Source organism: Cellvibrio sp. (genome assembly GCF_039207905.1).
Lineage (GTDB): Bacteria > Pseudomonadota > Gammaproteobacteria > Pseudomonadales > Cellvibrionaceae > Cellvibrio.
Genome location: NZ_JBCECX010000046.1, coordinates 1 through 19,457 on the forward strand (window position 1 = coordinate 1; position 19,457 = coordinate 19,457).

19 protein-coding genes and 1 tRNA gene are annotated in these 19,457 nt (G+C 46.9%); 11 read left to right on the forward strand and 9 right to left on the reverse strand.

The window, feature by feature from the left end; genetic code table 11:
• From AAGC78_RS19545 to trxC, 3 genes are all read left to right on the forward strand, one after another.
• A partial coding sequence (locus AAGC78_RS19545) for an efflux RND transporter permease subunit (protein ID WP_435785789.1) occupies positions 1-1,509 on the forward strand: 1,509 nt, incomplete at its 5' end.
• Positions 1,506-2,957 carry an efflux transporter outer membrane subunit gene (locus tag AAGC78_RS19550; RefSeq protein ID WP_435785790.1) on the forward strand — a complete coding sequence of 484 codons (1,452 nt, stop codon included), beginning with the start codon at positions 1,506-1,508 and terminating at the stop codon, positions 2,955-2,957. The genes AAGC78_RS19545 and AAGC78_RS19550, both read left to right, overlap by 4 nt.
• Before the next feature lie 191 nt (positions 2,958-3,148).
• A complete protein-coding gene (gene trxC / locus AAGC78_RS19555) occupies positions 3,149-3,589 on the forward strand; it encodes a thioredoxin TrxC (protein ID WP_435785791.1) in 441 nt (146 codons plus the stop codon).
• A gap of 66 nt (positions 3,590-3,655) precedes the next feature.
• Here trxC and AAGC78_RS19560 read toward each other — a convergent pair whose 3' ends face one another.
• Positions 3,656-4,336, reverse strand: a complete 681-nt coding sequence (locus tag AAGC78_RS19560) for a Crp/Fnr family transcriptional regulator (RefSeq protein WP_435785792.1) — start codon at positions 4,334-4,336, stop codon at positions 3,656-3,658.
• Positions 4,337-4,555: 219 nt separating this feature from the next.
• Here AAGC78_RS19560 and AAGC78_RS19565 point away from each other — a divergent pair, with 219 nt between their 5' ends.
• The 3 genes from AAGC78_RS19565 to AAGC78_RS19575 all read left to right on the forward strand — a co-directional run bounded on the left by AAGC78_RS19565 (position 4,556) and on the right by AAGC78_RS19575 (position 8,518).
• Positions 4,556-6,760: an adenylate/guanylate cyclase domain-containing protein gene (locus AAGC78_RS19565; RefSeq protein ID WP_435785793.1), complete on the forward strand. Its 2,205-nt coding sequence runs from the start codon at positions 4,556-4,558 to the stop codon at positions 6,758-6,760.
• 22 nt (positions 6,761-6,782) lie between these two features.
• Complete coding sequence (locus AAGC78_RS19570; protein ID WP_435785794.1) at positions 6,783-7,226, forward strand: hypothetical protein; 444 nt, start codon at positions 6,783-6,785, stop codon at positions 7,224-7,226.
• 938 nt (positions 7,227-8,164) lie between these two features.
• Positions 8,165-8,518, forward strand: a complete 354-nt coding sequence (locus tag AAGC78_RS19575; RefSeq protein WP_435785795.1) for a hypothetical protein — start codon at positions 8,165-8,167, stop codon at positions 8,516-8,518.
• A 64-nt stretch (positions 8,519-8,582) separates the two neighbouring features.
• Here AAGC78_RS19575 and AAGC78_RS19580 read toward each other — a convergent pair whose 3' ends face one another.
• Complete coding sequence (locus AAGC78_RS19580) at positions 8,583-9,143, reverse strand: hypothetical protein (protein ID WP_435785796.1); 561 nt, start codon at positions 9,141-9,143, stop codon at positions 8,583-8,585.
• 262 nt (positions 9,144-9,405) lie between these two features.
• On the opposite strand from AAGC78_RS19580, the gene nhaD reads away from it, so the two are divergent.
• Both nhaD and AAGC78_RS19590 read left to right on the forward strand, forming a co-directional pair.
• Positions 9,406-10,689, forward strand: a complete 1,284-nt coding sequence (nhaD, locus tag AAGC78_RS19585; RefSeq protein ID WP_435785797.1) for a sodium:proton antiporter NhaD — start codon at positions 9,406-9,408, stop codon at positions 10,687-10,689.
• A 141-nt stretch (positions 10,690-10,830) separates the two neighbouring features.
• Positions 10,831-11,424 (forward strand): PIN domain-containing protein, encoded by a 594-nt coding sequence (locus AAGC78_RS19590; protein WP_435785798.1) that lies wholly within the window; start codon positions 10,831-10,833, stop codon positions 11,422-11,424.
• Positions 11,425-11,496: 72 nt separating this feature from the next.
• On the opposite strand, the gene AAGC78_RS19595 is transcribed toward AAGC78_RS19590, so the two are convergent.
• The 4 genes from AAGC78_RS19595 to AAGC78_RS19610 form a co-directional block, all read right to left on the reverse strand.
• Positions 11,497-11,934 (reverse strand): hypothetical protein, encoded by a 438-nt coding sequence (locus tag AAGC78_RS19595; RefSeq protein WP_435785799.1) that lies wholly within the window; start codon positions 11,932-11,934, stop codon positions 11,497-11,499.
• Positions 11,935-12,109: 175 nt separating this feature from the next.
• Positions 12,110-12,817: a hypothetical protein gene (locus AAGC78_RS19600; RefSeq protein WP_435785800.1), complete on the reverse strand. Its 708-nt coding sequence runs from the start codon at positions 12,815-12,817 to the stop codon at positions 12,110-12,112.
• Between the two features lie 317 nt (positions 12,818-13,134).
• The gene (locus AAGC78_RS19605) at positions 13,135-13,335 is read right to left on the reverse strand and encodes a hypothetical protein (RefSeq protein ID WP_435785801.1); all 201 of its coding nucleotides are present in this window, start codon (positions 13,333-13,335) and stop codon (positions 13,135-13,137) included.
• Positions 13,336-13,492: 157 nt separating this feature from the next.
• Positions 13,493-13,569: transfer RNA gene (locus AAGC78_RS19610), tRNA-Met, on the reverse strand.
• A 161-nt stretch (positions 13,570-13,730) separates the two neighbouring features.
• Between AAGC78_RS19610 and aroA the strand changes: the two genes are divergently transcribed.
• Positions 13,731-15,017 (forward strand): 3-phosphoshikimate 1-carboxyvinyltransferase, encoded by a 1,287-nt coding sequence (gene aroA, locus AAGC78_RS19615; RefSeq protein WP_435785802.1) that lies wholly within the window; start codon positions 13,731-13,733, stop codon positions 15,015-15,017.
• A gap of 71 nt (positions 15,018-15,088) precedes the next feature.
• On the opposite strand, the gene AAGC78_RS19620 is transcribed toward aroA, so the two are convergent.
• Genes AAGC78_RS19620 through AAGC78_RS19630 form a run of 3 tightly spaced genes read right to left on the reverse strand, consistent with a single transcriptional unit; the run spans position 15,089 to position 16,780 of the window.
• Positions 15,089-15,559: a DUF1348 family protein gene (locus AAGC78_RS19620; RefSeq protein WP_435785803.1), complete on the reverse strand. Its 471-nt coding sequence runs from the start codon at positions 15,557-15,559 to the stop codon at positions 15,089-15,091.
• Between the two features lie 16 nt (positions 15,560-15,575).
• The gene (locus tag AAGC78_RS19625) at positions 15,576-16,193 is read right to left on the reverse strand and encodes a pyridoxamine 5'-phosphate oxidase family protein (RefSeq protein WP_435785804.1); all 618 of its coding nucleotides are present in this window, start codon (positions 16,191-16,193) and stop codon (positions 15,576-15,578) included.
• Positions 16,194-16,240: 47 nt separating this feature from the next.
• On the reverse strand, positions 16,241-16,780 hold the full coding sequence (locus tag AAGC78_RS19630) for a carboxymuconolactone decarboxylase family protein (protein ID WP_435785805.1): 540 nt from the start codon (positions 16,778-16,780) through the stop codon (positions 16,241-16,243).
• Between the two features lie 114 nt (positions 16,781-16,894).
• On the opposite strand from AAGC78_RS19630, the gene AAGC78_RS19635 reads away from it, so the two are divergent.
• Positions 16,895-17,812 carry a LysR family transcriptional regulator gene (locus AAGC78_RS19635; RefSeq protein ID WP_435785806.1) on the forward strand — a complete coding sequence of 306 codons (918 nt, stop codon included), beginning with the start codon at positions 16,895-16,897 and terminating at the stop codon, positions 17,810-17,812.
• 123 nt (positions 17,813-17,935) lie between these two features.
• The gene (locus tag AAGC78_RS19640) at positions 17,936-19,429 is read left to right on the forward strand and encodes a carboxypeptidase M32 (RefSeq protein ID WP_435785807.1); all 1,494 of its coding nucleotides are present in this window, start codon (positions 17,936-17,938) and stop codon (positions 19,427-19,429) included.
• Positions 19,430-19,457 lie beyond the last annotated feature (28 nt).

The following is a 19,457-nucleotide window of genomic DNA, read 5'->3' on the forward strand; positions in this document are numbered from 1 at the left end:
CTGATTGCATTTGCGCAATTACCTGACGGTGCAACACTTTCGCGTACCGAGCAAGTAATTCGTGAAATGGGTGAGATTGGTTTGGCTGAAGCCGGTGTAGAGAATGCGGTGCAATTTCCTGGTTTGAGCATTAACGGTTTCACCAATAGTTCCAGCGCCGGTATTGTGTTTTTAACCTTGAAGCCATTCGAAGAGCGAAAAGGCAAAGAGCTTTCTGCGGCAGCTATATCGCAAAAACTGCAAATGAAATTTGCCGGAGTGGAAGAAGCATTTATTGCCGTATTCCCACCACCACCAGTGCGCGGACTGGGAACCACCGGTGGCTTTAAATTGCAGATCGAAGATCGCGCTGGTTTGGGTTACGAAAAATTGGCAGAAGTAGTTGCGCAAGTGCAACAGAAGGCAATGCAGCGCCCTGAGCTTGCGAGTGTATTCTCCAACTACAAAATCAATGTGCCGCAATTGTATGCCGATGTGGATCGCACCAAAGCCAAACAACTTGGCCTGAATGTGAAAGAAATTTTTGACACCATGCAAATCTATCTGGGTTCGCTCTACGTCAATGACTTCAATCAGTTTGGTCGTACTTATCAAGTTATCGCGCAGGCTGATGCGGAATATCGCAACACGCCCGCAGATGCATTGAATTTAAAAGTGCGTAATGCACAGGGCGATATGGTGCCGTTGGGTTCAGTATTGACCATGAAAGAAAGTTACGGCCCGGAAAGCGCGGCGCACTACAACGGTTATCTGGCGGCAGATATTAATGGTAATGCTGCACCCGGATACTCAAGCGGCCAGGCACAGGATGCAATTGATGAAATCCTGCAAGAAGTATTGCCTGCTGGCATTGTGTACGAGTGGACGGATTTGACTTATCAGGAAGTGCTTGCCGGTAATACCGCTGTGTACATTTTGCCGCTGTGTTTATTGCTGGTGTTTTTAGTACTTGCAGCACAATACGAAAGTTTGGCTTTGCCGTTGGTAGTTGTATCGATTGTTCCGCTATCAATTTTGTCGGCATTGTTTGGTGTATGGATTACCAACGGCGACAACAATATTTTTACGCAGATCAGCTTATTTGTACTCGCCGGTCTCGCCAGCAAAAACGCAATTTTGATTGTGGAGTTTGCGCGCGAATTGGAGCAGCGCGGCATGGCAACTTATGAAGCGGCGATTACGGCGAGCCGTATGCGTTTACGCCCGATCCTGATGACATCTTTCGCCTTCATCATGGGTGTGGTGCCAATGGTGTTCTCAACCGGAGCCGGTGCGGAAATGCGTAGCGTAATGGGTATTGCCGTATTTGCCGGTATGTTGGGCGTAACCTTCTTCGGTTTGTTCTTCACGCCAATGTTCTATGTGTTGTTGCGCAAGCTGGAAGGCAAGCGCAGCTATAAAGTAGAAGGTAAAGAATCTTACGAATCATTAACTAATTCCTCTGCGGCGCATCATGGTTCTGTAAAAAATCATGGCTCAGCAGCAGATAGTAAGGAGTTATCAGTATGAAAACTTCATCGATCTTAGTGAAAGGTTTTGCATTGGCGTTGTTGCCGCTAATGATCAGTGCTTGTAGTGGATTTAAATCGGTTGAGCGTGCGCGTGATCTCGCGCATGTGCAAACCGCACCTGCGGCATTCCAATTGCCGCAAGGCGCAAGTGCCGAGCAACCGGTTGCGGCCTGGTGGTCGCAATTGAATGATGAACAATTGAATCAATTAATTGCTGATTCATTGCAACAAAACCATTCAATTCGCATTGCGCAGGCATCGCTCGCTGAATCGCGTGCGCTCCTGCGCAACAGCAAGTTGGATCGTTATCCCACTGTTGAAGCGAGTGTGAGTGGTACACGGCAAAAACAAAGTGCGGATATTACCGGCCCGGTTGAATCACGTATTAGCGAATCCTATCAAGCCGGTTTTGATGCGAGTTGGGAGTTGGATATTTTCGGGCGCGTGCGCAACGGCGTGAAATTATCCAAGGCGCAGCTCGCTGCCAGTGAAGCCGATTTGCAGGCTGCACAAGTGAGTATCGCCGCTGAAGTGGCGAGTGCTTACATAGGTTTGCGCGGTAACCAATATTTGTTGGATGTCGCCTTGCGCAATGTGCTTAACCAGCAAGAAACTTTACAGCTCACCCAGCGTTTTGAAGAGGTGGGCCGTGGTGATCAATTGGATGTGGCGCGTGCAGAGTCGCAACTTGAATTGACGCGTTCAACTATTCCGACGCTGAATGCGCAGGTGAATATTGCACTTAACCGAATCGGTGTACTGACTGGTAAACCAACCGACGAATTAAAAACGGCGCTCACCCAAATAAAATCGCTACCGGAAATTCCTGCTTCGTTTGCTGTGGGGAATCCAGCGGATTTATTAAAGCGCCGGCCCGATGTTCGTCGTGCAGAGCAAGCGCTTGCCGGTGCAGTGGCGGAATATAATATCCGCGTTGCGGATTTATACCCCAGCGTCACTTTTGTGGGCGGCTTGGGATATTTATCGACGGATTGGACTCGTCTTGGCAATAGCGATACGGATACCTTTTCTTTCTCACCGCGTATTCAATGGGCGGCATTTAACCTGGGCCGTGTCGATGCACAAATCGATGCTGCCGATGCGCGTACCCAAGCGCGGGTTGCCGAGTTTGAACAGCAAGTATTGGTTGCGCTAGAGGAAACTGATAATGCGCTGCAAAATTTTGCGCGTGAGGAAGAGCGCCGCACTGATTTGCAGCGCGCATTGCATGCCAGCAATCAGGCGGCTGATATTGCACGCAAAAAATTTGAAGTAGGCAGCAGCGACTTTTTAACGGTTCTGGATGCACAGCGCTCGCAATTAACGGTCAGTGCGCAATTGGCGCAAAGCGATATGCAAGTGCTGCTCAATTTGATTGCGGTGTATAAATCGCTCGGTGGTGGTTGGGAGCTTGCTAACCAAACAGCGGTAGCGTCTAACCGATAGTGTGTTCATTGTTTTTTGTAACCCGTTTTTGGAAAACCGTTCTTGAAAACCTTAGTTGCACTTTTGCCCGCTGCTGCTCCCCTTGCAAACGCGGGCTTTTTTATCTCCAGCATCTGGACTTTTTCCGCTTGAAACTGTTTAGTGTGCACCAAGATTAAAATCTATCGACTGATCAATCTACGGAAACGACTATGAGCGCCACTCAAATCAACTGTCCCCATTGTTTCGCCACTAATCGCTTACCTAGTGAGCGCTTAACGGATAAACCCAATTGCGGCAAATGCAAGCAACCGCTTTTTGCTGGTAAACCGTTGGATTTAACTGCAGCTAATGTTGCGGCTACGCTGGAGAAAAATGATATTCCGGTGTTGGTGGATTGCTGGGCATCCTGGTGCGGGCCGTGCCAGAGTTTTGCGCCGGTATTCGAGCAAATCACTGCAGAATCCGAACCCTACATTCGCTTCGCTAAACTCGATACCGAAAATGAACAAGCTATCGCCCAAAGCTGGGGCATTCGCAGTATTCCTACATTGATTTTGTTTAAAGGCGGAAAAGAAGTAGCGCGCGAGTCGGGCGCTATGTCGATGCAACAACTGAAGCAATGGTTGGTGCAATCCAAAGTGTTTGATTAAGTCAAAGGTGTCTTATTAAAGCGGCGAGTTAAAAAGACAGATCTGCATCTGTCTTTTTAGCAAAGTTTACCAGTAACGCGGCAGCGGTTTTTTGATCTCGATGTAACCTGGGCACTGCTCGATGTATTCGCCAATCAGTAGCTGCTTCATAATCCGGCTCACCATTTCGCGCGATGATCCCACCATATTGGCGATGTCTTGATGGGTCACTTTTGGATTGTGGATGCGTTTGTTGTCGTCGCTGAGTTTTTCCAGTGCTGCGCTGACGCGACCGTACACATCCAGCAGCGCCATATCTTTTACGCTCTCGGTAAGATCGCGCACGCGACGGGTGACTTCCGTCAGCAATAGCATTGCAAAGTCAGGATGTTTTTGAATTAAATCCTGCACGCTGGCACGTGACACTAAAACAATATCGCAGTCGGTTATGGTCATCACCGAGGCGGAGCGCGGTTTGCCATCGATCAGCGACAGCTCACCAAAATATTCTCCCTCGTGCATGTAATTCAGATTCACCTGGCGGCCATCTTCATTATTTAAAAATGCACTCACAGTACCTTTGCGAATAATGTACATGTAGGTGGATTCATCGCCCTCAGTCACCAGTACTGTGTTCTTGAGGTATTTGCGCGCAACACTGAGTTTTTCCAATTCTGCAAGATAATGGGGAGGTACATCGGCAAACAAGCTGACGTTACTAAGCATGGTGTTGGCTTCTTGGGAAAGTGGATTGGCTGGGGCAATCATAACGCCTTGAGTTTATGTGGTGCTAATTTTGGCGTCGTAATCTTCAAAAACTTGCGAATTGGCTCACGTTACTAAATCTCTCTAGGCGATTGGTTGTTATTGTCACCAAAACGCACAATAATCCCGCCTTATTCCGCCCGAACTCTCGCGGCAAGGATCATAATTTCCTGTCTCATTCTTTTACCATCAAACGTTATCGCACGGAGAGCTGACTGCAACATGGTCGCCGATTCTATTGAGCATTGTGAACAGACATTGATGTTCACGGACATTGTTGGCTACTCGCGCCTGATGGGGCGCAATGAGTCGCTGGCGGTGGAAATGCTGGGCGACTATCGGCGAATTCTTTTGTCCCACATTGAGCAGCAGGGCGGCCAATTAGTTGAGTTTGTGGGCGATGCTATTTTCGCGCGCTTCAACACCGCACCTTCGGCAGTCGCAGCAGCAATCGCAATCCAGCAACATTTGCTCGCCTTTAATGAGGCGCGCGATAAAAAATTGCCGCGATTGCAAACCCGCATAGGTTTGCACAAAGGCGAAGTGATGCTCCGCGATGGTGCAGTATTTGGCGATAGCGTTAATATAGCCGCGCGGCTTGAACCACTTGCAGTTGCGGATGGTATTTGCATTTCACAAACCGTCTACGATGAAATCCGCCTCACACTTTCGTCACCGGCAAAACGTTTGGGTTTGCAGTCGCTTAAAAATATCCAGCAAAAAATCCGCGTTTATCTCATCAAACCTGTCGGCATTGGTTGGCGCGATCACTTGCATTATTTTTTACGCGGACTCAACAAAAATATAGTCGCCTATCGCTACCCTTTAACCGCATGCTTGCTCGCATTAATCGCTGCCGGAGTTTATTTTATCCCCCGCTGGCTAGTGCCAGGTTATGCGGCTAATTACGTTGAAATCGCCGACTTTAAAAATCTAATGAATGAAAAAGGTGATGCCGATTATTTTTCTGCCGGTATCACCGAAGCTGTTCGCTCACAGCTAGCCGATATGCGCGACGTTTATATTGTCGATGCTAAAGAAGGTATTCACGCTCCAATAAGGTTGGAGGGAAGCGTTCAAAAACTCGGCGACAACCTCCGCATCGCCTATCGTTTATTTCGTCGCAAAGATAATGTGCAAATCGCCGGCGGAAAACTGGATGGAACCTATCAGGATATTTTTATTTTGCAGGATCGATTGGTTGGAGAAATTGCTCGCTATCTTTCTGATGAATTTGATTTGCAGAATTTTAGGCCTGCGCCCTTAAGGCTGACTAATGATATTACGGCTTATGATTTTTATTTGAAGGGGCTGGAATTTTTGGAGAAACCGGCATCTCATGAATTCATAGATCAAGGGATTCAGCAATTTAACACGGCATTGGTTCACGATATTAAATTTGCACTTGCTAATACCGGTCTATGTAAAGCTTTTTGGAAAAAATATGAGCTGTCTAGGAAAGTGGAGTGGTTAACGGAGGCTGAGAGCTATTGTGTTAAGGCTCTTTCTCAAGATCCAAACTTATCAAGTGCGTATGAGGCTATTGCTACAATTTATATCGATACTCGACGATATGATAAAGCTATTGAATACTTAACAATTGCAGCAAAAAATTACAACCATGAAGCTTCTATTATGGTTGATTTGGCCTTGGCTTTTCATTTGTCGGGAGACAATAAAAAGGCTGAAGATATTTATTTAGATACAATATCTAGAAATTCAAAAGATTGGCAAGCGCCGTTTGGATATGCATATTTCCTAACCATGACTGGCCGACACAAAGAGGCATTAAAGTATTTTGAGGATTCTATAGCTCTTACGCCAGAAAATACGCTGGCATTGAACAATATTGCAGCAAATTATTATTTTTTGGGTGATTTTGAAAAGGCTGCAAAATATTATGAAATATCCTCCGCAATTGAGCCTTCAACCTTTGTATATGCAAACATTGGTAGTATGTATTATTTGTCCCGTAAATTTAATATGGCTGCTGATTTTTACATGAAAGCATATCGTTTGGAGCCTGCTAATTATCAATGGTCTGCATATTTGGCCGATGCATATAAGTTTATTCCAGAAAGAAAAGAAGAGGCTAATAGGTATTTCAATGATGTAATTAATTCTGCTCAGTCTGAAACAGGAAAAAATATTGCCAGACCGTATCAATATATAGCCAGATCTCTTGCATGCTTGGGGCGAATCGGTGAGGCTAAAAAAACAATAGCTGTTGCTAATTCTATAGAGTCTTCTAGTGCAGAATCTCATTATTCAAATTTGCGAATTGCAATTATTGAAAATGATTTTGAATCTATAGGAAAGTATACTTCGCTCTTATTGAAAACCGAATATTCTGAAAGTGCTATTTTAAATGATCCTGATTTTTTGCTTTTAAGGGACGTAAAATTCAAAGGACTATTTGTTAATTAGTTTAATCTAAGGAGATGAGTTCATGTTTTTAAAAATATGTGTGTTTTTGTCGGTTTTTTTTAGTGTCAGTGGTTGTTCTGCGATAGATTTGGGGGGGCGCTCCAAGCTTCCTGTGAGTTACGCGCTAGAGGGAACATCTACTGCTGTTGTAGGGATTGCTGTTGATAAAAAAACAGGAATACCGAAGGAGACAGTAAGGGAAATTGTGCTAATTCCTGGTCAAAAAGTTATTTTTGCTGGGCCGGATCAATTTCTTATTAATTTCAAAAACAGAAAGGCGCCAAATAATATCTTAAGATATAAATCTGAAAATGGCGTAATTAAAATAACAATTCCAAGAGATATATTGGATGATCCAAAGAATGCAGAGGAATTTAAGAAGAACAAATATTTACGATTTGATTATTCCATTATAGTAAATGGAAAAGAGCTTGATCCTCCAATTATTATCAAGCGTGACAGTTGATGTATAAACTTATGCTGAATTTTTTGTGTTAATTGTAATTTGATAAAAGCCGGCATTCGCCGGTTTTTATCTTTGTATATGTCAATGCCATTCGTGAATATGTCACACCCTTCTCCCCCAAAACTTCACACCCCTCCAAATAAAACCCCAGTAACCTACTCACTGTAACAACCAAAAAGCAAAAGCAGAAAAACACAGCTTGTTTTCATTGCTTCAAAGGCAATTAATCTGCCAGTGCTCATTAAATGCCTTACATAAAGGAAGTAGACCCTGCGTTTAAACAGTGTGTAAAAAGGAGTTGCGCGAATGATCTTCCATTCACTCATCGACCACGCGTTAATTTCCTCTTCACATGGCTTTCCAGAGCAGTTTGATTTTTATGGATATTGATCTCGTTGCCAGCCAGTCAGTTTAAACATGGTTTTGCACAAGGATGTGCGGTGTGTTCAAGGAGGACATAGCGACAAGGATGTCGCAAAGGTTCGCATGCTGCTGGTTATAGCCAGCATTTGCGATAGTTCGCTATTGCATCAGACCAACGGTCTTGAATCCTCCCAATTTGAAACTATGCTGTGACGACTACTGCTTGGGGTATTTACCTTGCCCCCGGGTTTTAGGTGCCGGAGGTGAATATTTCACAAACCCCGGTCGCATTTGCACACAGACTATTTATTTCAGATTAGCTAAGGTGATCTTTGTAGCAGGGCGCCAGCAAGGATAAGCGAGCGGAACGATAAGTTTCGTAAGCCAGGGACAAGACTGCGCTCAGTAATGCTTGCTTAAGGCAGCAAGGATGCGCTCCCCCAATTGCCTCAAGCCTGCATGATTGCGTTACGCCATTTTTGGCATGGCCCCCAGCTGCAGTGGTTCCCTCATTGCCCCTGTAAAAAGGAATAAGGTTTGGTGTTTTACGCAAAAGGAAAAAAGGAGTTATGCGAATGTTTACTCTCTCACTCTCATCTGCCGCGTTATTTTCTTCTTCCACAGTTTCTGCTGTTGCAATTCCTATGGATTCAAGTCAGGCGACATTAAGTCTTGCCCAGCATACAGTCGCTCAGGATGTTTCACTGGGCAATAAGGTGGCCGAAAATCATTTGGTTGTAGCTGCAGATTCTTGCAAAGGCAATGCTGAATGCATCAATGCTGGAACGGTTGCTACAGAAACACAAGAGATCAATACTTGGTTTGCTGAGCAGGATGGTTACAGCGCAATGCAACCAGTTATCGCCTTGATATTGATTATTGCTGTACTGGTTGTTTTTCTCTCGCGCAAGTCTACATCGACTAAATAGTGGCTAATCGCCAACAAAATTCCCGCGATTATTTTTTGTTTCAGTTATTGGGCTGATAACAGAGCTAATTTTTAGCCGGAAGCCATGTTGGCTCTTTTAAACCCTGCATACATTCCTTCACATCTTTATCGACAACATTGTTGGGTTTGATGCATTCCTTAATACTGCGCTTAATGTTGATCTCCGATGTCTGCTTCGGATTTTTCAGTTGAGACTCTTTGTTAGTTGCTGTCCGGCAAACGGTATCTTTGGTCGATTGATTTTCAAAAGTTGGATTGCTGTTATAGATGTCGACCCAACGATTGCAGTTGGCGATCAATTGTTGCAGTTCGCTATCATTAATATTGCTAGTGATGCGCACAGCAGACACATAATTATTGCTGTTGCTCGCTTGGCCTTTGGCGATGGATATCGGACCGGAGGTGGTTCCGTTACATTTGGCTAGTTGGTTTTGCAGATATTGTTGTTGCCGCTGCCAATCCTTTTGTTGGTTGGCATTGCCGCCATTCCTGCTCCAGCTGTTGACCTTATTGATTTGCTTCTGCCAATAAGTACAGTCGTTGGCGATAGACTCGTGGGGAATTGCAATTAAGCTAAGCGCGAGTGCGGCAAGTTTTGCTTTCAAATCCATTGCTCCATTGTTTGACAATTTATTGCTTGTCTTCCTGATTGCTCGCCAGTCTTGTATGTGCAGCATGCTGGTGGGTGGTTTGAATTCTGTCTCCAGTGCACTGCTGAGTCAATTCAATAATGCAGGCGCATTGAGGGTTGAGGGTAGGGCAGGTCGCTAATCAACTGGATTGGCCGGAAACTGCGTGATAGGCTTAAAAGCCATGTTGTGACATGGCGTTACGATTTAATAAAACCTCTCTCCCCAAGAATCTACTATGTTAACTGCTCTTGTTGTTATCTTTGTGGTGGCTTACATCGCCATTGCGCTCGAACATCCGCTCAATATTAATAAAGCTGCTTCGGCACTTGTAGGTGCTGGCCTGCTTTGGACGGTTTATGCCGTGTTTTCCTCCGGCGGAAACAATATTCCCCACGAGCTTTCAGAAACGCTGGTCGGTATTGCCCAGATTATTTTTTTCCTGATGGGCGCTATGACGATTGTGGAGCTTATTGATGCCCACAACGGCTTTCAGGTCGTCACCAGCAAAATTAAAACCACTAAATTATCGACCTTAATGTTGTTGGTTGGTGTCGCGACATTTTTTCTCAGCGCCATTCTCGATAATCTCACTACGGCGATTGTGATGGTGTCGCTGATGAAAAAATTATTGGCGCGGCGCGAAGATCGCTTGTGGTTTGCTGGCATTATTATTATCGCTGCCAATGCGGGTGGTGCCTGGTCACCTATCGGTGATGTCACTACCACTATGTTATGGATTGGTGGGCAAATTACCCCGATCAATATTATTACCGGTGTATTCCTGCCGTCATTGGTTAATTTATTGGTCCCGCTACTGGCGATGGCATTTGTGACGCGCGGTCGGTCTGTTGAGTCTCCTGTTGTCGCGCAGCGTGATGACAATGACCTCACAACACCCTTGGAACGCAGTGTGGTTTTCTGGTTGGGTTTGGGTGTGTTGATTGCGGTACCTGTATTTAAAGCTGTCACCCATTTGCCGCCATTTATGGGTATTTTATTTGGCTTGGGTATTCTCTGGCTGGTGGCAGATTTAATGCATCGCAATAAAGCTGAAGTGCAAAAAGATCAGCTCACCATTAGCCATGCGATCAAACGTATTGATATGTCCTCGGTGATATTTTTTATCGGGATATTGCTTGCGGTTGCGGTTTTGGAGCACACCCATATTCTCTCCAGTATTGCGACATGGCTGGATAATTCCGTTGGTCGCCTGGATATTATTGTGGTGCTTATCGGTCTTGTCAGTGCCATAGTGGATAACGTTCCTCTGGTCGCTGCATCTATGGGTATGTACAGTCTGGAGCAATATCCGCCCGACAGTTTCCTGTGGGAGTTCCTTGCTTACTGTGCAGGTACTGGCGGCTCGATTTTAATTATCGGCTCCGCTGCGGGTGTCGCGGCCATGGGGTTAGAGAAGATTGATTTTATCTGGTACCTTAAAAAAATCAGTACATTGGCTTTGCTGGGGTATTTGGCTGGCGCCCTCGTTTATGTGGTGCAATTTAATCTCCTTCATTAAATGGGGCGCTCTAACCGTTTGGGTTTTATGCCAAATAACTCAAACGGTTAAAAATAAAAGGATCTAATCCCGGCTTTTAGTTGTCACAGTATTCCGGATAGCTGCTATACATAAATTGATGGCAATCGATGGAGAGCTGGCGTGCGCAAAAACTATATTTTTATCGATTATGAAAATGTACAGCCCGACGCAATCGCAGGTTTAGACAAGGGCAACTTCTATATCCTGGTATTTCTCGGCTCCAATCAATCTAAATTAAGCACCAATTTGGTTCGTTCGCTGCAGCCATTGGGCAGTCGCGTCGAATACATTATGCAGTCTGGCAATGGCAAAAATGCATTGGATTTCCATATCGCCTACTACATAGGCGAGCGTGCGGCGATAGAGCCGGATGCCTACTTTCACATAGTCTCCAAAGACGCCGGTTTTGATCCGCTAATCCAACACTTGAAAGACCGTAATATTCTCGCCTCTCGTTCCAGCAGCATCAATGAAGTTTCCATTCTGCAAAAATCCAGTTTAAAAACATTGCCGGAACGAACCAGCGTGGTAAAAGCCCGCTTGGCACAAATGGAAGGCAAACCCAGTACGGTAAAAACCCTTTCCAGCACTATCAACTCATTGTTCCAAAAAACATTGAGTGAAGATGAAGTGGAAATGGTGGTGAAGGATTTGTGCGGCAAAGGCGTTATTGCGATTATCAACAAAACCAGAGTGGCTTATTTGCAGAAGTAAAAGAGTTTTTTTGAGCAAGTAAACATGTTTTATTAAAAAGCCACAAAGAATTCTTTGTGGCTTTTTTTGCATTTAGTAACTGCGGCAGATAGCGCGTACTACAGAACTGTTGGGTGAAATGTAAGAAACAGTTTCGGTGGTGATTTGACACTTTGCAACATCGCCGCAGAAGGCTTGTATTGTAGCAGTCGGGAATGGCGGGTTAGCAGAGCCTACTAGAATCACATTAGGATAAATCGCTCCGTCGTTGGGGCAGGCTGCCGGTATAGTTGTTGTCGGCGGCGGTGTCAATTTAACAACTACAGCGTTACCGCAGGTACCTGTCGCTAAATAGCCATTTTGTGAGTATACGGTACAGGTTCCGTTCGAGAAAACAGTCACTTCTGATGCAGCTACCGGACCGGTTACTGACCCGTCGTGACATAAGCGGTAATAGGTATTGTAAGCCGTGCCGTTTGTCCACACGCAGGTGACCGGCGTATTTGCAAATACGCTTGATGATAATGACACAAGGCAAAACGCTATTGCTGTTGAAAGCTTTGTTATTAATTTCATATCAACTCCAATTAACATCATTATTTTCCTTTGATTAATGATGTTCCTCATCATTAATCAATAGTGCCTAAGCACCGTGAATGCCAGATTATCTGGCCCGCCCAATCCATTGTTCGGTTTTGCTTTTATTTCAGGGAATAAAAGCAAATCCTTTCTCATCCAGGGATACATATAAATGTGTTACTGATTTATCAGGATCTGGTGCGGAAATAATGGAAACGTGACGAGAGAGTGATTCCAGCGCGCGACGGGTTTCGTTGGTAATGGTTTCAGCTTCTTCAACAGAGTTAATTGCAAATGAAACCTGGCAAAGACTGGTGCGACACTGCACATCTTTCAGCGCAAAATTTCCCATGCCTTCATCTTGCGATAATGTTGTGCGCAATCTGGATTCTTGCTGCCCGGCCCACTGTGGGTCGATAGGCTCAGATAAAAATCCATTTTCCGCCGCACGGTTAATATCATTCGCATTTTTAACGCTATTAATAATCCAGTCTGAAAACTTTCTCGCTTTCTCATACTCCTGAAGGCTAACTAATTGCGATGCTGATGAGGTGGATGTTGAATTTTTTTCAAGATTAGCTTGAACGGTAGCTACGTTCTTCTTTGCAGAAGAAGTCGAAGCAATAGTTTCTTGCTGCTCCAGTAGGATTTTTAACTGATTATTTTCCTGCTCTAAATGAAGGTTGCGCTGCTGCAATTTTTCCCAATCAGAAACCGAAATTTCTTTGGAGGTTGTTGCATTATTATCGTCTGCGGAATTACTGACGAAATAAATCGCCGTCAATATCCCCATCACAAACATCGCAAAATATATGAACAATTGCCGAATTTTCATTTTTATATTTATTTCCGTTATTAGCGCAGGGCGTTATTTCGCTCTGAAAGATTTTATTGTCCAGAGGATAGCTGATTTTTTTTGCGTATTGAAACTCGCAGGAAAATTGGTGATTTAAGTGACAAGGGTATCCTCTGCCACCAGATCACTTGGTGAAAATGATGAGTGAGCACGAAATGGAATTGTGAAGAGGGTGTGTAAGGGGAGGGGATTATCAAAAAACCAGAGCGGGTTATTTGCAGAAGTAACTTTTTATATTACGGAAAATATTAATTGCGATGATCGGGCATTTATCTAATGCCCGATCTATGAGATTTCTAGTCGACTTTCATTACCAACGTAAACGGCAAATTGGCCTGCTCAAATGCGCTTCTCACCTTTTCAAAATATTCATCAGAATCCGTGGTGATTCTGATTATCTCATCGGTCACTGCGACTGTAGGTGTAGGCAGAATTCCGGTTGGGTCAGGGATTGTTCTCCCATCGGTTTTTACAACATCAAAAACATATAACGACATAGCAGCAGTCTCGATTTCAAGTTCAGGTGGTGAATTTTGTCTTCTGCATCTGCTGAGGTCAAATTAATTGGCTTTGAACAAGGCCCAGCCCGAACTGCTGTGAGTTTGGGGCAATAAAAAAGCCGGCGAGGGATTAACCAAGCCGGCTTTTCAAATATGGTAGCTAGAGGCGGACTTGAACCGCCGACCCCAGCATTATGAGTGCTGTGCTCTAACCGGCTGAGCTATCTAGCCATAAATGAGGCGCGCATTTTGGCGATAGAGGGGCTGGCTGTCAACCCCAAATTCGCAGTTCGGGCGAAGTTCAGAGGTGCGGGCAAGGGCTGATGCGGGTATGATGCGCACTTTCTTTTTTTTGGCCTTGCTTGGCCGTTCATCTTTTAAACAGGTCCACGATGGAATTTCTTGATCTCGCTCCCGTTACCCGCGCTCAGGGCACTGTGCAGTTGCCCGGTTCTAAAAGTATCTCCAACCGTACCCTGTTGCTGGCGGCGCTGGCGCAAGGTGAGACGGATATCCGCGATTTGCTGAAGTCTGATGATACTGACCGCATGCTGGAAGCGCTGGCGGCTTTGGGTGTGAGTGTGACCAAAACGGGCGAGAATGATTATCGCGTGGTGGGCACTGGCGGCAGCTTCCCTAATAAAGAGGCGGATCTGTTCCTCGGCAACGCGGGTACGGCGTTTCGCCCGCTCACCGCAGCGTTGGCGCTGAGTGGTGGGACTTACAAGTTGCACGGTGTTGCGCGTATGCATGAGCGTCCGATTGGTGATTTGGTGGATGCATTGCGTCAAATCGGCGCTGATATTACTTATCTCGGGCAAGAGGGCTTTCCGCCGCTGTTGATCAAGCCTGCGCAAATTGCGGCAAGTGGCAGTATCAAAATTCGTGGTGATGTCTCCAGCCAATTCCTTACTGCGCTGTTGATGGCTTTGCCAATGACCGGCAAGGAAACTCAGATCGAGCTGGTGAGCGAGCTGATTTCCAAGCCGTACATTGAAATCACCCTCAAGTTGATGGCGCAGTTCGGTGTGGATGTGGCGCGCGATGGCTGGGAGCGTTTCACCGTTCCCGCCGCGACCGGCTATACCAGTCCTGCGACGGTTTATGTGGAAGGCGATGCGTCGTCTGCATCTTATTTCCTTGCGGCCGGTGCGCTCGGTGGTGGCCCGCTGCGTGTGCAAGGTGTGGGTGCCAAGAGCATCCAGGGCGATGTGGCTTTTGCCGATGCGCTGGAAGCAATTGGTGTGACCATCACCAAAGGCGAGAACTGGATTGAGGCCTCTGCGCCATCCTTGCCGCTCAAAGCCTTTGATCGCGATTTCAACCACATCCCTGATGCGGCCATGACGCTCGCGGTAGTTGCGCTCTTTTGCGATGGCCCTTCGCGTTTGACCAATATCGCCAGCTGGCGAGTGAAAGAAACGGATCGTATTTCGGCGATGGCAACCGAGTTGCGCAAACTGGGCGCCGTTGTGGAAGAGGGTGAAGATTGGTTGCGCATTACGCCGGTGAAAGAATTGATTCCGAATGCGGCAATTGATACTTACGATGATCACCGCATGGCGATGTGTTTTTCACTTGCGACTTTTGGTGGCGTACCTGTGCGTATTAATGATCCTAAATGCACGGCTAAAACTTTCCCGACTTATTTCGAGGTGTTTGGTTCGGTCGTTAAATAATTGGCCGTTTGCCTTGAATAAAAAATGCCGCACATGTTGCGGCATTTTTTTGTTGCGAGTTACTTAAAATACTACAGATCCAAATCACTCAAGCTTGGGTGATCATCCGGGCGACGCCCCTGCGGCCAGTGAAATTTCCGCTCGCTTTCCTGAATCGCTAAATCGTTGATGCTGGCGTAGCGTTTTTGCATCAAACCATTTTCATCGAACTCCCAGTTTTCATTACCGTAGGAGCGAAACCATTGGCCTGCAGCGTTTTGCCATTCGTAGGCAAAACGCACGGCAATGCGATTACCTTCATAAGCCCAGAGTTCTTTAATCAGGCGATACTCTTTTTCGTTCGCCCACTTACGCGTTAAAAATTCAACAATTTGCTCGCGCCCTTTGGGGAATTCGTTGCGATTGCGCCATTGGCTATCAATGGTGTAGGCGAGCGATACTTTGTGCGGATCGCGATTATTCCAGCCATCCTCAGCTGCACGGACTTTTTGGATTGCAGTATCGCGGGTAAAGGGTGGAAGCGGTGGGCGTGATTCACTCATGGCAATACTCCTTAGTTCAGGTTTGGTTTTTTAACAGCATTTGCAGCTGTGCTTTTAAGTTTTCATTCTCGGCGATGATGGGTTCGACATAGGCCCGTATTTCATCTTCGCTAAAGCGCGGCGTAATGTGTTGCGGACAATTCCAATCGAAGGCTTCAATGGTGATCACTATAGCGCGCTCAACGCGGGCACGATAAGTGGGGTCTTCCAGTGCGGCAATAATCTCGGGTTGCTCGCTCTCATGCACAATACGCGCGCGTCCCCAGAGTTTTAAGCGGCGGCGCCGTGGATAATCCATGAGTATCATACTGATGCGATCATCTGCATTAATATTGCCGACGCTCAGATACTGGCGGTTGCCGCGAAAATCGGCGAAGCCAATAGTGCGTGCATCCAGCACTTTTAAAAAGCCAATCGGGCCGCCACGATGTTGCACATAAGGCCAGCCATTTTCCGCTACGGTTGCTTGATAAAAACTGTCGCGCGCCTGGATAAATTGAATTTCAGCTTCGGTCAATTCATTGCGCGGATCATCCGCCAATTCAAAATTGCGATTACCTTCGCGGGTGCCGTACTGCTCCTGCGTTGCTTTAACGCTCGGCGTAAAGGTGATATCAGAAAATGCGCGCGACATAATTAAATCCTCCGCTGAAAAAATATTTCTACATGGTTGGTGTGCGGTTAAGCATTCAATGCAATTTTAGGGAAATCAATTTCCACGCGACTGGCTTTGCCCAAAATATTGGTCAGTAAATTCATGCCGACGTGGGTGATAATTTCTACTATCTCTGCATCGGAATAGCCTGCGTTGCGCGCTTCGGTTATATCCGCCGTGGTGATGTCGCCGGTGTGTTCAACCAGCGAGCGCGCCAGTTTTACTGCGACGGCCGCTTTGGCATCCTGGCTGGTGCCATTGCGATTGGCTTCGATCTCCGCGCCGTTTAATCCTGCATTTTTGCCGATGGCCGTGTGCGCCGATAAACAATATTCGCAGGCGTTTTGTTGCGCTAATGCGAGTGCGATCCGCTCGCGGGTTTGTGGGTTCAAGCTGCCTTCGTTAGCGATTCCGTAGAGGCCGAGAAATGCGCGCAGGGCAGCGGGGGAGTTGGCAAATACGCGCAGGAAATTGGGCACTATGCCTATTTGCTGCTCGATAGCGCTAAACAGTGCGGCCTGTTCGGTAGAAGCGGTTTGGTTGGTGACGGTATTGATGCGGCTCATGGTGCGTTCCTCGTAAAGTGAATAACAAATCTGTGGAGCCCATATTGCCAACAGCTATCAATGTGAAGAATACTCACATTTATTAATTGATTGTTTTCAAAACTGGAATAATCCATGGATAGACTCACCGAAATGCAGATCTATGTGGCAGTCGCCGAATGCGAGGGTTTTGCAGCGGCGGCGCGGCGTTTGGGCATATCGCCGCCGGTTGCCACGCGCGCAGTGGCGGAGTTGGAGGCGCGCCTTGGGGTTAAACTGCTGAACCGCACCACACGTTATGTGCGCGTCACCGACGCCGGGCAGCGCTATTTGGAGGATGCACGCCGTGTGGTGGTCGCCGCAGATGAGGCAGATGAAGCTGCGATAGGTGTGAATGGCGAGCCGCGCGGGCACCTCACGGTAACGGCGCCAGTGCTGTTCGGGCGTATGTATGTGATGCCGGGAATTGTGGATTATCTGCAGCGTTTTCCGGCAACCGATGTTGCGGCGTTATTTGTGGATCGCGTGGTGAATTTGTTGGAGGAGGGCGTTGATGTCGCCCTGCGGATTGGCGATCTGGATGATTCCAGTTTTCACGCGTTGCGTGTTGGCAGTGTGCGGCGTTTGCTGTGCGCATCGCCGGATTATATCGCCCGCTGTGGTTTGCCTGCGCATCCGAATGAATTGGTAAATCACCAGTTGATTGTGGCGATGAATTTGGGCACGAGCGTGGAGTGGCGATTTATGCAGCAGGGAAAAACACTTTCGGCGCGTACGCCATTGGCAATTCGTATCAAGCCGCGTTTGAGTGTGACCAGCAATGATTCCGCGATTGATGCCGCTGTGCGCGGTTTGGGAATCGCGCGGGTAATGTCGTATCAGATTGCGCAGGAACTTGAGCAAGGGAAATTAAAAATCCTGTTGAGTGAATTTGAACCAGATGCGGTGCCTGTGCATATTGTGCACCGCGAGGGTCGTTATTCATCCGCTAAAGTTCGCCAGTTTATTGATTTGCTAGCCGAGCGGTTGCGCGCAAATAAATCGTTGAATTAATTAAACAGGTACGGCGAGCAAGATTAAAATTGTATAAATCATAGCGTTACGACAACTAATCGTTGCTTGCGCGCGCTCGGGTTTATATGCTGCCAGAATGAGTCAGTGTCAGGAGATTGCGTCATGTCATACCAGCAACTGCAACAACACTTTTTAAAAATTTCCCACTTCAATCATCTGGATGCAATCTGCTCCTGGGATCAGGCGGCGATGATGCCGGACGGTGGCAACGATGCGCGCGGCGCGGCTATGGCGGAGTTGTCGGTATTGATTCATCAACTCACCACTGCACCGCAATTGGGCGATTGGATTGCAGCAGCAGAAGCGGAAGATCTTTATCCGCAACAGCAAGTGAGTCTCGCGGCAATCAAGCGTCGCTGGCAGCAGGCGAATCAATTGCCGGAAGCGCTGGTGATGGCGCAATCGCTCGCCAACTCCACTTGTGAACACGCATGGCGCGAGCAGCGCAAAAATAATGATTGGCTCGGTTTTAAAGCGAATCTTGCGCAAGTTGTCGCTTTAGCGCGCGAAGAGGCCGCGATTCGCGCTGCGGGAACTTCGCTGAGCCGCTACGATGCGATGCTCGATATTTATGAGCCGGGCATGAACTGCGCAAAATTGGACGTGCTGTTTGGCGATGTCAAAACCTGGTTGCCGGATTTTATCCAGCGCGCAGCAGATATTCAGTCGCGCAAACATTTGCTAATGCCGCAGGGGCCATTTTCTGTTGCACAGCAAAAAGAATTGGGTTTAGCAGCAATGCAATTGCTTGGTTTTGATTTTGGTCACGGCCGTTTGGATGTGAGTGCGCATCCATTTTGCGGCGGCGTACCTAGCGATGTGCGCATTACCACGCGCTACGATGAAAGTGATTTTATGAAAGCGCTGTTTGGTGTAATCCACGAAACTGGTCACGCGCGCTACGAACAAAATTTACCGGCGCAGTGGGCGGGCTTGCCTGTGGGTGAGGCGCGCTCAATGGGCGTGCATGAATCGCAAAGTTTATTTTTTGAAATGCAATTGGCGCGCTCCGCCGAGTTCACCAAACTGCTCGCGCCTATGGCAGCAAAAATTTTGCAGCGCGAAAATGATACCGCATTCAGTGAGGCTAATATCTACGCCGTGAATACGCGCATGAAACGCGATTTTATTCGCGTCGATGCCGACGAGCTGACCTATCCCGCCCACGTTATTTTGCGCTATGAAATTGAGCGCGCGCTGATTGATGGCAGCATTGAAGTGGATGATATTCCTGAATTGTGGAATGAAAAGATGCAGGCTTATCTGGGTTTATCGACAGAAGGTAATTATCGCAACGGCTGCATGCAGGATATTCACTGGGCCGGCGGTTCGTTTGGTTATTTCCCCTCGTACACACTGGGCGCAATGTATGCCGCGCAAGAGTTTGCGGCGGCTGATCGTGCAATTCCGCAATTGCGTGAAAAAATCGCTGCGGGCAATTTGAACGAATTGTTCCAGTGGCTCAAGGATAATATTTGGTCCAAAGGCAGTTTGTTGTCGACCGATGAATTGATGATCGCTGCCACCGGCGAACCGCTTAATGCGCGTTATTTCAAAGCGCACCTTGAGCGCCGTTATTTGAGCGCTGGTGTTTAAGGTGTGTGTAATATTAAAAAGCAGTAGT